We start from the raw sequence: 13,052 nt of genomic DNA, 5'->3' as shown, positions 1-13,052 counted from the left end.
AACGAATCAGTCTTCGATTTCAGGGTTCAGAAAGTCGATGTCCTCGTCCTCGGGATGCGTGAGAGCCTGTTTAATGGCCGCTCCGCCCTTAATGGAGTAGATGACAGCCGTGAGCATGGAGAAGATCACGCCGCCGTACACAAAGAAGATGCCGAGGGGCACCGAGCTTCCGTTGAGGCCCGGGAAGGCCGTGAGGGTTGAAGGTAAAAGTTGCAGGCCGTCAACAACGGGGAACCCGAGCAGCATGAGCGAGAATCCGGTCATGAGCAGCGCTGTGGCAATCTTTCCGGGGAAGACGACATCGATGGGGCGACGGTGATAATGACGCACGATAAGCGTGCCGATGCCCAGATAGATATCGCGGCCAATAATGAGCACGCAGACCCAGATGGGTAGCTCTCCGCGGACCACCAGTCCCAAGACGCCGGTGAACAGCAGCGCACGGTCGCAGATGGGATCCATGACCTTGCCGAGCCATGAGACCGTCTTAGTCATGCGGGCGATCTGACCGTCCATCCAGTCGGTGGAGGCGGCAACGGCGTAGATAACGATGGCGATGACGCGGTTGTTGTCCGTCACAAACAGGTACAGAAATACCAGGGTGAGGATCAGGCGCGTAAAGGTGATGAAATTGGAGATCGTAAAGATCTTATTCGACGGGTAATCGGAAGTGCCGATAAGCTCCTTTTTGATCTTCTTTTTGATGCCCACAGGACTCCCCCGCTGGTTAACGACAAAACTTTCGATACTATACCCGTTCCTGCGATGTCTATCCAGCGCAAGCATAGAGAGTCCAGACATGTGGAGGACGTTGCTGGTCGGCACGTGGAGTCGCATTTGTGTACATCAGCCCCCAAAGATGCCAAAAATTAACGGCGCTGGTGAGGTGCTCTTCGCGTCAAGTCACTTTGCTTTCGAGCGCAAGGGACGCTCGAGCCAGGATGGAGAGGGCGAAAGCTACACCCTCACCGACCTCGACGGAGTCAATCGCATCGACTGCAAAAGCGGCTTCGGGTTCTACGCAGAGCCGAGGGCCGAGTCACAGTGGGCAGCAGCAAAGCGTGGTCCTGGACCTTCGCCAACGTTTCGCTGCGCAAGCTCTTTGAAGCATCGCTTGCGACGGGAAACCCGATAAGGTGGAGCTAGAGATGGCGGCGTTCACCTTTTGGTTCCACCTGCCAGCACCTCCTCTCTCGATGCCGCAAGGGTTTCTTCGTGGTGATAGACCGACACCGTTCATCGTTGTTACGGGCTCGTTCGCAAAGTCGTGAACACGCTCCCCTCTTGTTCAGCGCATAATGGTGCACCGTGTGCGGCTGTGCGGTCGCACGCTAAAGGAGATGTGCCCGCATGGGCATCGAGAGAGAGGATGCAGCATGAACCTGAGGGAGAAGTACGGTGAGTGGGGCCTGATCCTGGGCGCGACCGAGGGCGTCGGCAAGGCGTTCTGCGAGAAGATCGCCGCCGGCGGCATGAACGTCGTCATGGTCGGCCGTCGCGAGGAGAAGCTGAACGTGCTCGCAGGCGAGATCCGCGAGACCTACGGCGTGGAGACCAAGGTCGTGCGCGCCGACTTTAGCCAGCCCGGCGCTGCCGAGACCGTCTTCGCCGCGACCGAGGGCCTGGACATGGGCTTCATGAGCTACGTGGCCTGCCTGCACAGCTTCGGTAAGATCCAGGACACCCCCTGGGAGAAGCACGAGGCCATGATCAACGTCAACGTCGTGACCTTCCTCAAGTGCTTCCACCACTACATGCGGATCTTTGCCGCCCAGGACCGCGGCGCCGTGATCAACGTCTCGTCGATGACCGGCATCAGCTCCAGCCCCTGGAACGGCCAGTACGGCGCGGGCAAGGCCTTCATCCTCAAGATGACCGAGGCCGTGGCCTGCGAGTGCGAGGGCACCGGCGTCGACGTCGAGGTCATCACCCTCGGCACCACCCTAACCCCCAGCCTGCTGTCCAACCTCCCCGGCGGCCCGCAGGGCGAGGCCGTCATGAAGATCGCCCTCACCCCCGAGGAGTGCGTCGACGAGGCCTTTGAGAAGCTGGGTAAGGAGCTCTCCGTCATCGCCGGCCAGCGCAACAAGGACTCCGTCCACGACTGGAAGGCAAACCACACCGAGGACGAGTACATCCGCTACATGGGCTCGTTCTACCGCGACTAGCAACTGCGGAACACACGCGCGAGGCTGCATACGGGTTCGCAGGTAGAGATGCGAGTGCGAGGGTTTCTTTGCGGGGACGTGCGGATGCGGCGCCTGCGAGGGAACCCTCTTTTCATGGGTGGGCGCGACGGTATCTCTGCGCTCATCGTCGAGGGCGACCTGCCCGGCTCCCTCGCGATCTCCCCGCACGGGACCCCGCGCCCCGGCATCCTCTGGACCGTGTCCCGCTTGTGCCCAGTGGCTCGGCCGATCCGGCCCTCAGGGTATCGGATTCCCGCATTCATCCGTACTTGTTCGGATGAATGCGGGAGGTGTTCGGATGAGGTTGATATTCAAGGTGTAGACCTTTTTCTTGGTACTCCTCAAATGCGGCAGGGTTTTTCGAGTTTGTAGATGCTAATATAACCCTGCTCTCGAAAGAGGGCTCAGTCCCGGCTGGTAAACCTGACGTTTGGCGTGGTGTGCGTGACACGCATAGCGGGCATGACCGCGATAGAATTTTCCATGCGGAGGGGCTCGACCCCATAGCGCCCCGAGGGTTTCGGGGAGGGCGAACTGGCGGGCAGGGAACCGGGATACAGGCTGTCCGGAAGGAGGGGTGTAATGCCTCTTCTTCTTTTTTGCCACATCAATCTTCTGGCTTGATAGGTTTTTCGTGCGTGTGATTGGGTTGCGGAAGGGATTGGCATGAGAGTTGCGGAAATTGCGGAAAGGGTCGGTTGCGATCCTGAGTCTGCGTATGCGAAATTCGCCGACACACGTGAAGGCACACGCTTTCACAACATGCAGTGGCCCATTTTCGTCACCGACGAAAACTATCGCTCGTTTTGCAAGGCGCTGGCAGATTATGCCAACTCAGAGGAAGGCCCCCAAAGCAACGGCCGCCATGAATTGTTCCTGAGCGTGCACGAGCTGTTCGAAAAGGGCAACGAGATTGGCGGCGCCCTGAAAAAGCGCCACTACAACTTGGACAAATCGTTCATAGGCACGGACGAGGCAAATCTCATGCTGCTCAAAGCGGCGCATAAGGGAATGACCCAGCAAGCGATCGCCGCGTACCTGGGCTGCTCGCGCACGGCGGTGCAAAAACGCCTGAGCGCCCTGGCAGGCGGCGTGCGTTTTGGCGACTCCTACATCAAGGCCGAGCCGACAAGCCGCGGCGGCCTGAAGTCGACGGCTCGCCCGATCTTCCTGCCGCTGCGATTGCATGAGGTGTACCTGATGCTGTCGGCATTAGGCGAGTTTCGAGCGGAACGGTCAGGCGGGGACCCAGAGCGCGTCTTGGCCGATGATCTCGCTGGCAGAATCTATTCCCAGCTGAGCGACTACGCAAAGGGCGGGATCGACAGGGCATTGACTGAACGAGGGATTCGCCGCGGTGGGCAAAGGCCCGACTTCGACTCAAGCGAGGTGTCCGTTTTAGATCGCATTGTCATGTACGAGAAGATGGGCCTCGACCTTAAAGTCGTGCTTGTAAATGGAGGTAAGCTCGTCGGCCGCTACGCGCGCCACGCCGATCTTCAGAAATGCGTAAACGCCGCCGAAATAGGCAAAGATGACCGCTGTTTCGTGTTGCGACTCTTGGATGGAACATACTGGGCGGTCTACGATTCTCAAGTAGTGAGCGTAGCAGCCGCACCCGGGGATTAGGTTGCGGCCAAGTCCCTCGTCCGCCCTCCCAGGCGGTACCGCTGCGGTCGATTTCATGTTTGCTTACAGGCAAAACAGCCGCCCTTGCGTTTTTCTAAACGCAACCTCTTCGTGCGCTCGTAAAAAATTGAATCGATAAAAACTGGCAACAACGCTTCTGAACGGGTATCCTTTCGCAGGATGCGCCTCGAACAGCGCTTTCTGCCTGCGCGATTTCGTGCATGGCCGTCCTTTTCGTTCTATTTCTTAAAATGACAATCTCAGGTTTTCACGCCTTTTCGGCTTCAGACTGTATGCTGCAATCAGCTCGAGCGACCGAAGCCCATCACAACACCGAAAGGCGTGAACCATGAAGTACAATGAGAAGCGCAACAACGCCTCAGCCCGTCACCCCGAGACTGCACCCTCGATCATCAACTTCGCGTACGGTAGCAACCTTGATATCCATCAAGTTGAAACCCGCTGCCCCGGCGCGGTGCTGCTGGGCAAAGCGACCCTGAACGGCTATGAACTGGCGTTCGACACCGCCGGATACCTATCCGGGTTGGGCGCGGCAGGTAGAAAGGCATGTCTTTATCATCTAAAAAAACAGCCGGTGACCCATTCGTGACCCATCTGGTGACCCAGCATAAAAAAAGGTCAGGCACTAGGTGCCTGACCTGCAAACTTCTGGTCGGGACGACTGGATTCGAACCAGCGACCCCTTGACCCCCAGCGGGCCCAGAATGGCCCTGACCTGTGGTTATTTTGTTAAAGCACGCGCAGATAGCGCAAGTAGAGCGTTTTTACGTATGTAAATTAACCCAGCTCAGCGCGTTTTGTCAAGTTAGAATATTATCGGTTTTGCGGAGCGCGGTGCAGCCGATGACTTAATCAACGGGGGTAGGAGCCCCGAATCGTCGTCTCCCCGGGTTCCCGCAGGTGGGCCCATCTGTTTCTAATCAACTGTGGATTTAGGAGCAGACATGAAAAACGAGAAATGCAGCAATAAAACCTTACGCGTATGCGGACCCGGCGGCGTGAGGAAGAACAAGGGCAAGTGGCAGGCCGTCGTGACGGTGGCCGACGAGATGACCGGGAAGAAGGTCCAGAGGACCAAGAACACCGGCGTGCCCTGCCTGAAGCAGAGCACGAGGGGAAAGGCGGCGGCGATGCGCTTCCTCTCGGAATTCAGGTCGGAGATCGAGCTCGAGCTCGCCGAGGCTGAGGAGGCGAGGGCCGCTGTCGGCGCCGGGCTTCCCGCCGAGAAGCGTGACGACTACGCCGCGCTGCCGCTCTCCGAGGCGCTCGAGAAGTTCATCGACTTCTGCCTGGAGATGAACAGGATCACCCCGACCACCCGCGACGACTACCACTACAGCGCCCTGCACATCGAGCGCGACGAGCTCGGCCTCGTCCCCGTGAACGAGGTGACGACCGACGACGTCAACGCGTGGTCGAGGCGCAGGATCGCCCTGGGCACCGCTCCGGACACGCTCAACAAGTCCTTCAAGCTCGGCAAGCGGCTCTACGCCGTCCTGCTGAAGAGGAGCAACGACACGATCGGGAGGAACCCGTTCGACGGCGCCCTCGCGCCCAGGGTCATCGCCAGGCCCAGGAACGCGCTGCGCTCCGACCTCGTGCCGAAGCTCAACTCGGTGACCTCGATGATGCCGGACTCGACCTTCAGGCGGGCGGTCGTGCTCGCCCTGCACACCGGGATGCGCATCGGCGAGGTCTGCGGCCTGCGCTGGTGCGACGTCGACTTCGAGTCGGGGCTCATCACGGTCAGGCACTCGGTGGCCTACGTCAAGGACAGGGGCTCCTTCATCAAGGACACCAAGAACCACGACCTGAGGACGATCCCCATCGACCCGGTGGGCCTGCTCCCCTTCCTGAAAGAGATCCACGATATCGATTCGCAGAGGCTCCGGGAGGCATCGGCCCTCGGCCTGCGCGACCTCGCGGACAGCTACGTCGTGTCGCGGCCGGACGGCTCCTTCGCCACCACCAGCTACATCCGCAGGGCGTTCAAGACGTTCTCGGAGACCAACGGCCTCATGGGCACCAACGACGAGCTGATCACGTTCCACGGCCTGCGCCACACCTTCGCGACGCAGTGGATCCGCCACGGCGGCGACATCAAGGCGCTGCAGTCGATCCTCGGGCACAAGGACGCCATGGTCACGCTCAACGTCTACGCCGACATCGAGCCGATGTCCAAGATCCAGAACATGCTTCGCGTGTCGCCGAGCCTGTGGCGCGGCTATCTCGGCCTGAGGGTGGACCCCGGCCCCATGTTCCAGCAGAAGATCCGCGAGGCGATCGAGACGCTCGAGGCGTTCGGCTACGGCATCTCCGAGCCCGACGACCGCAACGTCCTCATCCGCGACGTTCAGACCATCAGCCGCCTCTACCCCACCGAGTACGCGGCAGTGCTGGGGGCCATCCCGACCGAGGCGACCGTGGTCGAGTAGAGGCTGAGGCATTCGCTTTCCCAAATCCGTAGTGCAAGTACGGGAATGTGGAAACGCGTTTAGATAGATTCTACCCGGTCTTCTCGGTTACGCAAATGCGGCACGGGTTTCCGCGAACGCGGACGTCCGTGCCCTTCTTTTTACGATTGCGCAATGCGTCCGCGGGAATGCAGGCGGCTTTCGGGAAGCCCCGACGGCAGCTCTCTCAAAAATGGGAGCATGGCCCGAGGGCGCCCATGGGCGACCCACCCGCCGTTCGGCCGGGCGGCGGCGTGTAGCCCCGTAGGCGTGTAGCCGTGTAGCGGCGTAGGCCGCTACGGGCACGGCGCGGAAGATTACCGTGCGCGTGGTCGCTTGCCTGAAGGCGATAGCCCGTCTGGGATATACACTTATATATAGGTGCGTTCCCGACCCGATTGCGAAAACTTGTCGCCTGCGGCATGGCGGGAAAATTACAATCGAAGACAATGGGTTAATCCGAAGGAGGAAGCGGCGATGAAATGGCTCGTTGAGGACTGCGAGAACCCCTCGGCCCCCGTGGGCAACCGTCTCGATGCCGTCACTCGCTCCCGTTCGGTTTTCGCTGCCAACCCGTTCGTCAAAAAGGCCGTACTGTTCGGCTCGTTCGCAAGGGGCGAGCAGAAGGATTCATCCGACGTCGATTTCTTCCTCGGGCTGGATCCGTCCTGCACGTCCTCCGATTACCTGTCCATGCTCGACTCGCTCGCGTCCGCACTCGGCAGGGACGTCGACGTCACCGTGAGGCTCAATGGTGCCACGGACAGGTTCATCGAAAACCTGAAAACGGAAGGCGTACTTATATATTTTAGGGATTGAGGCCCGGTGCGTGCGACGAGGGGTGTATGCCACCTACCGCCTTCTCCTCGGCGGGTTCCGCTCGAACGCACACGCGATGATCGCCGCGCACACGGTCCCGAACGCCAGCAGGAGTCCCCAGGCTATGTAGATGACCGGGCCGAAGACAGTGAAGAAGCGCTGTATGCCGGTCTTGTCCGCCCACGGTATGCCGGCGCCCCTCGCGCGTACCAGTTTCTCAGCCAGCATGGTTCCTCCCCCTGCCGCGACGCGTGCGTCTGCGGCGAACGCCTTTCCGTGAATCCGATGATATCTGCTCGTGCGGACATTGCCGCTGCGGCAAGACCGATGGAAAAAGCCGGCGAAGTGTATAGGCTCGAATGGGTTCGGATACAGCCAACCCTAGGGAAGCCGCAACGCATGCAGCGGCATATCCTCCCCGCCCCGCCTGGGGCCACTCGATGGCTGAACCGTGCCCGGCAACGAGCCCAAGCCGGCCAGACCCCTTCATCCGTCGGGGGCCTACGGCAGCATCCCGTCGGGAAACACCATCTCGACGAGTTGGTCTTTGGAATACCTCGCGGTGTCGATCTCGCCCTCATAGGGGTCCATGTAGCCGTGGAGCCAGACGACCAGCTCGCGGCCCTCCGCCTCGTTCTCGCCCATCCCGATCAGCTCATCGACGGACATGTCGGCGCGGTCGCGTGTGGCGTCATTCCCCGCGAGCTCCCAGCCGAGCTGCAGGGCGCACCTCTCGTGCAGGCTGGGTCGTCCATCCCGATCTCCTTTAGGTCGAGCGGGGACGACCACTTGCGGTACGGGATATCATCGTACTGGAGGGCGACGTTGAGGTACTCGAGCGGCTTGTAGACCTCGCGCAGGTCGCAGTACTGGAATAGGACGTCGCAGTCGATCTCGGTGTTGGCCGTGCGCCACAACATGAGGCCGAATCCGCCCCCGGCTGGACAGGCCAACAACGAAGGAGCACACGGAACCGGCGCGGCGTTACAACCGTCCCGGCAAGCGTGTCACTTGGCCAAGTCATGATGCTGACAAACCCGGAAATGCTCCAACGGAGCGCCGAACGAGCGTAACAATATACAGCCGTGCAACACGCGTTGGACGACCAGAACATCCCAAACAAAGGCCTGTCGGTCCTACCTTCAAGCCCAATAGCAAAATGTGCATCAGCGGATTTGCAGCGATACAAGTCTCAACCGTCACCATCACACCGCAGCGCGCCTAGTCCCACTCATCCTACTGCAAATGTCACAGAACGAGAAAACGACCAGCTTAACATGCCAACCTTTATATCCGCACGCGCGTAATTCAACTCATAAGGACCGGCTATCCCTTACCTGTGACACAATCTCAAACGCACAGAACAGAATCATCAGTCCAATCATCGCATAAGAGGCAGCCGAACCTTCAAGCACTATTCCACAAAGAACAATTTCCGCGCCGCCAATAAGAACTGTTATCAGGCGCTCTGCCTTTTTGCTCTCGCCGTTCGCATAAAAAGGCGGCAAAGCGCACAAGATCACATATAGCCCGGGAAGGGAATACAGGATCGATAGTCCAAGCCCCCCATCAACCGCAGTGCTTTGCGTAAGAATCAACTGAACCCAAACGGCAATTATCACTGAGCAGGTTGTCGATAAAAGAAGACTAGAAATATAGCACGCAACAAAGTCCCGTCGCATTCGAACAGAGAAATCCGCGAACTCTCTTCGCCGCGTGGAAACAATAAGGTACACAGAAATTGCAATAGAACCAATCAGAGAAAACAGCGGAACAACCAGCAATTCAAGCTTATTACCCCATCGATCAACCACACCCCCACTCCAATGAGCGGGAATTGTATCAGGGAGGACTGACCAAGCCGCCCATAGAATCAGAAATGGAAGAAAAGAGAGGATGAAAGATGATAACACTGCAGTAATTTTTTTTGAGGCTCTCATCGATTCCGCATCTCCTTGCGCGCCCACATTCCACTCCGCCTTAAATCAAGTATAAATAGATGGCGCTCGGTATTATTGGCGCAATCGCGATAGCGATTACCGCCGTTGTTTCTTTAAAAATGGTAGGAATACATGCCTCCAAGAATTGATATATCGATTGACTAGCTGCCCGAAGCGTCGAGCCTTCTTGATGGACATGACTATTCGTCACAAATCATTCAGCGTATCGCCAGGGTTCCAGTAATACTCGATGCATCGGGATGCCCTCATTCCCCTTTTTTCGAAGTTGAATATGATGACAGGACGATTAGGTTTACAAGTGAAGCAAGTTAATAATCTATGTGGTCAATATAATACCGTTGAACCCGCGTATCGATACCGCTCAGCCATTCGCCTCGCCCCCATCTTACGCATCTTCATCCGGTCTGTTACTTTTAATCTAACAATTCTTTGAGGAACGTAGGTGCTTCTAAATGTACTGTCGACTTCTTCTCAAACTAATCCTAAGAGACAAGGCCGTATGGATTTGTACGCTCGTTCTCGCTGCAGCCTTTTCCGTCCCCATTGCGTTCAATTCACCCATCTACGGGCCCTTCTTTATGAAACAGGGCATGCAGAGCTTTGTCGACGCATTCAATACGCGCGCGCCCCAGGCCAGCGGCACAGACCTATCTCCAGAGCAGCAAGCTGACGCGGAGCTTGCAAGATACGCGAACGCCGCCCTTGCCGCTCAAACTGACGCCGCCTTTCTCGATTCTGCCGAGAGCTACTACGCGCTCATGGACGAAGGCTTCCAATCCGGGTCCATCGTGGGAGACCAAGAGACCAATGACGCAGACCTCGCGTATTGCCGTGCCCTGAGCAGCTCCGGCATCACGGATATCCCGGCCTCCGCAAACGACCTGCCATTCCTTTCCTTCCTGCCTTACGCCATTGCCACGGCGCCGTCTTTCCTTCCCTTCATCCCCTTCCTTCTCTCGTCGATACTCGTGCTCGGCGCCACAAGGCCCGGGACCCTGGCGGCAAAGGCGCCCGTGCCCAAATTCCGGCGCCTTATTCAGATCGTGTTTTCGATAATCGTCGCGGGGACCGCGATGCTCCTCGCCGGCCTCGCACCCGGGGGCATTTACGCCTTGGCCCTAAACGGCTTCGGGCAAATTGGGTACCCGATCGCCTTCTTCCATGACGGCGCGCTTACCACCACGACCGCGGGAAACGTCTTCACAGCCCTGCTTCTCGCGCTGCTTGCGGGCGGAACCTTGATATCCGTTTGCTCCGCCGTCCTATCGACCGCAACGAGGCGCGTCCTCGCGGGCCCCCTTACCTCCGCGCTGCTTGTCGCGGCCCCGGCATTCCCGTTACTGTCCGATTCGGCACTAGGGCATAACGCTGCGCTCGGGCTCCTGCCGCTGGCCGTGTTCTCGCCTATCGAGGCAACGGGTTACGTAGGATGCTTCCCGACAGAATTCATTGGCTCCGGTTCGGGCAGCGCATCGATGCTTGCCGTGGCCCTGGCATACGTCGCGGTCCTTTTTGCGGTCGGCGCCGTTGCGACACGTTCCCCCAAACAGCCTGGACCCGCGAAAAAGCACCATGGGCTCGAGCTTCTAGACGCGAGCGTGGGATACGGGAGCACGACGATACTTTCAATCGGGTCGCTTTTCCTGAGCCCGGGAACGGCGGCGGGCCTCGTTGCTCCCAACGGCTCGGGGAAAACCACCCTTCTTGAAGCGCTGTCGGGCCAATTTCCCACCCGCATCCGCTCGGGAAGCCTGGCGGCAGACGGAATCTGCCAACGTCGATCAGCCGAATTTGCAGAACTCGTCTACCTGAGCTCTTCGGGCAGCGCGGATCTCTATCCCACGCTATCGGCCATCGAGCACCTTGCTTTCGTTAGGGAGGCGTGGAAATCGGCCGCCGACATCGACTCGCTCTGCGACTCCCTCGGAATCTCCCCATATCTCGACAAGCCGACCCGTAAACTCTCGACAGGAATGAAGCAGCAGGTAAAGCTTGCCATGGCGATAGCGACCGATTGCCCGTACCTCATCCTCGATGAACCGCTGAACGGCCTCGATCCTGGAAAACGGAAAACCTCCTGCGACGCGATGCGCAGCGAGGTGGCGCGGGGACGCAGCGTGCTCATTTCAAGCCATCTGCTCGACGACCTGGCAGACCTCACCAACTCGTTCTACTTCATCGAGGCCGGCACGCTCGTGGAAAAGATCAAGTCGTCCTCGCAGACGCTCAAGCAGAAATACCTCGATACATACGAGGGAGGTGAATGACATGATAGGCAAGAGCTATGCAAAGATAGCGATTGTTGGCCTTGCGATCGGTCTTGCAATGGCGCTGTGCGCATCATTCGCGAGGTATAGGTCCGAGCAGTCGTTTATCGATGGCGCTGAAAACGGTTTTGGCATAGACGGGATGTATGTCAGCGATGGCGCGACCGGGCCGTCTATGGCGATTCTTGCAGGCGAAGACATGGAATGGCAAATCTGTAATGACGATGGCTCTTGTCTGAGCGGTCGTTTGGCCGCAACGAGCGATCCGAATTCGTTCGATCTTCTCGACAATGATGGATCGGATTGCGGTTCTGTTCACCTGTCATATGCATCGCGAGACGGGATGGACGGTATTCTCTACGTCTCCCACGAGACTGGCGATTTCAAGATGCGCAGGACTAACCGAGTGCCGGCTTTTATCGAGGAGTGAGAATTCCCGGCGGCCTGCCGATCAGGCCGCCGGGGTATCGAACCCCGCATTCATCCGTACACACACGGATGAATGCGGGAAGTGTCCGGATGAAGTTGATAATCAAGGAAACAATGCCGTTCTGCCTGGGACGGCTTTGGCCTGGACTTTAACTACAACATCGCAATCGACACTTATCAGCTCGCGCGACGCGCATGGCCAAATCTCGGACGCTGGTGCATGGAGGACCTTCGAGATTTACTGTACATCCAAAACGACGACGCACACCGCGTGCTCGCCGACTGCGAAGACGAGATGGCTGTCTACAATGCGATCAGAAACGGCGTGAAGTCCGGAGAGCTTTCTGTCGAACCGCCGCGCCGTCGCGCGAGCCGACCGGGCAACCCGGGCAATCTGGTCCCGGCTCCCCCGGTCGTATTCCTACGATATCGCCCCTAGATCACCAATGCGTCAGACAAAGAATGAGGCAATGGCTATGATCACGCCTACGGCAGATGCAGCGACTGCGCCCTTTTTCCTCTCCTTTAGTCCGACGAATAGGGTTGCCGTAAAGTAAAGGGCGGAAATGCAGGCTATGGCAAGCGAAACGAGTTCCTTGGGCGGTTTCAGCAAAAGGTCGCTAGCAAAGAGTAATGCAAGCAGGGCAAAGCCGATTGTGTTCAAGTATCTCGATTCATTTTGCGACAACATGGCGACTTCCTTTCAGAGCATGCAAGTGAAAAGTCGGTACGATGTCATTGCGGTTGCAAAAAAGCCGCCGCCTGGACCGGTTGTCACGAGACCGGCGATAACGCATTTTCTCGGTTTCCAGCTCATGACAGACCCCTCTCTCATGGTGCAACGTATACATTATGAGATATACACAATTTGTCCTATAAGCCCCAAGGATGACGATTCCAATACGGACGACGACACCAAAATCGGCATCGACGGCTCCATGGACGATTCGGATTCCAAATAGGCCCTGTTAGTTGAGCCACTTCTTTGCCAGTGTCGTATACGAGACCGCTATACCCGCGGCAATTGCCACGAGACAGCTCACGATGAATCCGAACTCATACCTCAAAACGTTTGTTGCGGTCAGGGCGATAATCAACACTGTCAGAATTTGCAGAATTATCGTTATTGCGAAGAGATTGATTCCTTGTTTGGCCGAAGTCGCTGAATGAGTTTGGCTTCGTTGATTCAGGTTGAGGCAGACAAGGAAAGCGACCAGTTCGCTTGATAAGGGGCCGACTACATAGAAAAAGATTGCGTCAATGAAGCCTATAGTGTTGTAAGTG

15 protein-coding genes are annotated in these 13,052 nt (G+C 57.9%); 8 read left to right on the top strand and 7 right to left on the bottom strand.

What is annotated here, in order from left to right; all coding sequences use genetic code 11:
• Nucleotides 1-6 precede the first annotated feature (6 nt).
• Nucleotides 7-711 (bottom strand): CDP-alcohol phosphatidyltransferase family protein, encoded by a 705-nt coding sequence (locus tag JMJ97_RS04165; RefSeq protein WP_260699275.1) that lies wholly within the window; start codon nucleotides 709-711, stop codon nucleotides 7-9.
• A 665-nt stretch (nucleotides 712-1,376) separates the two neighbouring features.
• Between JMJ97_RS04165 and JMJ97_RS04160 the strand changes: the two genes are divergently transcribed.
• The 5 genes from JMJ97_RS04160 (at nucleotide 1,377) to JMJ97_RS04140 (ending at nucleotide 7,111) form a co-directional block, all read left to right on the top strand.
• Complete coding sequence (locus JMJ97_RS04160) at nucleotides 1,377-2,168, top strand: 7beta-hydroxysteroid dehydrogenase (protein WP_006236005.1); 792 nt, start codon at nucleotides 1,377-1,379, stop codon at nucleotides 2,166-2,168.
• 687 nt (nucleotides 2,169-2,855) lie between these two features.
• Entirely contained in the window at nucleotides 2,856-3,818 is a 963-nt protein-coding gene (locus JMJ97_RS04155) for a helix-turn-helix domain-containing protein (protein WP_260699274.1), read from the top strand.
• Between the two features lie 349 nt (nucleotides 3,819-4,167).
• Entirely contained in the window at nucleotides 4,168-4,428 is a 261-nt protein-coding gene (locus JMJ97_RS04150; RefSeq protein ID WP_260699273.1) for a gamma-glutamylcyclotransferase family protein, read from the top strand.
• 355 nt (nucleotides 4,429-4,783) lie between these two features.
• Nucleotides 4,784-6,274 carry a tyrosine-type recombinase/integrase gene (locus JMJ97_RS04145; protein WP_260699272.1) on the top strand — a complete coding sequence of 497 codons (1,491 nt, stop codon included), beginning with the start codon at nucleotides 4,784-4,786 and terminating at the stop codon, nucleotides 6,272-6,274.
• A gap of 495 nt (nucleotides 6,275-6,769) precedes the next feature.
• Nucleotides 6,770-7,111, top strand: coding sequence for a nucleotidyltransferase family protein (locus tag JMJ97_RS04140; protein ID WP_260699271.1), 342 nt, complete (start codon nucleotides 6,770-6,772; stop codon nucleotides 7,109-7,111).
• A 33-nt stretch (nucleotides 7,112-7,144) separates the two neighbouring features.
• On the opposite strand, the gene JMJ97_RS04135 is transcribed toward JMJ97_RS04140, so the two are convergent.
• From JMJ97_RS04135 to JMJ97_RS04120, 4 genes are all read right to left on the bottom strand, one after another.
• The gene (locus JMJ97_RS04135) at nucleotides 7,145-7,339 is read right to left on the bottom strand and encodes a hypothetical protein (protein ID WP_260699270.1); all 195 of its coding nucleotides are present in this window, start codon (nucleotides 7,337-7,339) and stop codon (nucleotides 7,145-7,147) included.
• Between the two features lie 273 nt (nucleotides 7,340-7,612).
• Complete coding sequence (locus JMJ97_RS04130; protein WP_260699269.1) at nucleotides 7,613-7,756, bottom strand: hypothetical protein; 144 nt, start codon at nucleotides 7,754-7,756, stop codon at nucleotides 7,613-7,615.
• A gap of 5 nt (nucleotides 7,757-7,761) precedes the next feature.
• Complete coding sequence (locus tag JMJ97_RS04125) at nucleotides 7,762-8,031, bottom strand: hypothetical protein (protein WP_260699268.1); 270 nt, start codon at nucleotides 8,029-8,031, stop codon at nucleotides 7,762-7,764.
• A gap of 393 nt (nucleotides 8,032-8,424) precedes the next feature.
• Nucleotides 8,425-9,078 carry a DUF1648 domain-containing protein gene (locus JMJ97_RS04120; RefSeq protein ID WP_260699267.1) on the bottom strand — a complete coding sequence of 218 codons (654 nt, stop codon included), beginning with the start codon at nucleotides 9,076-9,078 and terminating at the stop codon, nucleotides 8,425-8,427.
• Nucleotides 9,079-9,650: 572 nt separating this feature from the next.
• Between JMJ97_RS04120 and JMJ97_RS04115 the strand changes: the two genes are divergently transcribed.
• The 3 genes from JMJ97_RS04115 to JMJ97_RS04105 all read left to right on the top strand — a co-directional run bounded on the left by JMJ97_RS04115 (nucleotide 9,651) and on the right by JMJ97_RS04105 (nucleotide 12,207).
• Nucleotides 9,651-11,339 (top strand): ABC transporter ATP-binding protein, encoded by a 1,689-nt coding sequence (locus tag JMJ97_RS04115; RefSeq protein WP_260699266.1) that lies wholly within the window; start codon nucleotides 9,651-9,653, stop codon nucleotides 11,337-11,339.
• A gap of 1 nt (nucleotide 11,340) precedes the next feature.
• Nucleotides 11,341-11,769: a hypothetical protein gene (locus JMJ97_RS04110; protein WP_260699265.1), complete on the top strand. Its 429-nt coding sequence runs from the start codon at nucleotides 11,341-11,343 to the stop codon at nucleotides 11,767-11,769.
• A 219-nt stretch (nucleotides 11,770-11,988) separates the two neighbouring features.
• Nucleotides 11,989-12,207, top strand: a complete 219-nt coding sequence (locus JMJ97_RS04105) for a hypothetical protein (protein ID WP_260699264.1) — start codon at nucleotides 11,989-11,991, stop codon at nucleotides 12,205-12,207.
• A gap of 12 nt (nucleotides 12,208-12,219) precedes the next feature.
• On the opposite strand, the gene JMJ97_RS04100 is transcribed toward JMJ97_RS04105, so the two are convergent.
• The gene (locus JMJ97_RS04100; RefSeq protein WP_260699263.1) at nucleotides 12,220-12,459 is read right to left on the bottom strand and encodes a hypothetical protein; all 240 of its coding nucleotides are present in this window, start codon (nucleotides 12,457-12,459) and stop codon (nucleotides 12,220-12,222) included.
• A gap of 277 nt (nucleotides 12,460-12,736) precedes the next feature.
• Nucleotides 12,737-13,052, bottom strand: a 316-nt coding sequence (locus tag JMJ97_RS04095; protein WP_260699262.1) for a hypothetical protein, incomplete at its 5' end; no start/stop codon positions are given.

It is taken from the genome of Collinsella aerofaciens, assembly GCF_025289055.1.
In the GTDB taxonomy this organism is placed as follows: Bacteria; Actinomycetota; Coriobacteriia; order Coriobacteriales; family Coriobacteriaceae; genus Collinsella.
Note: the sequence above shows the minus strand (reverse complement) of the source record. Positions and strands in the feature narration are given on the sequence as shown.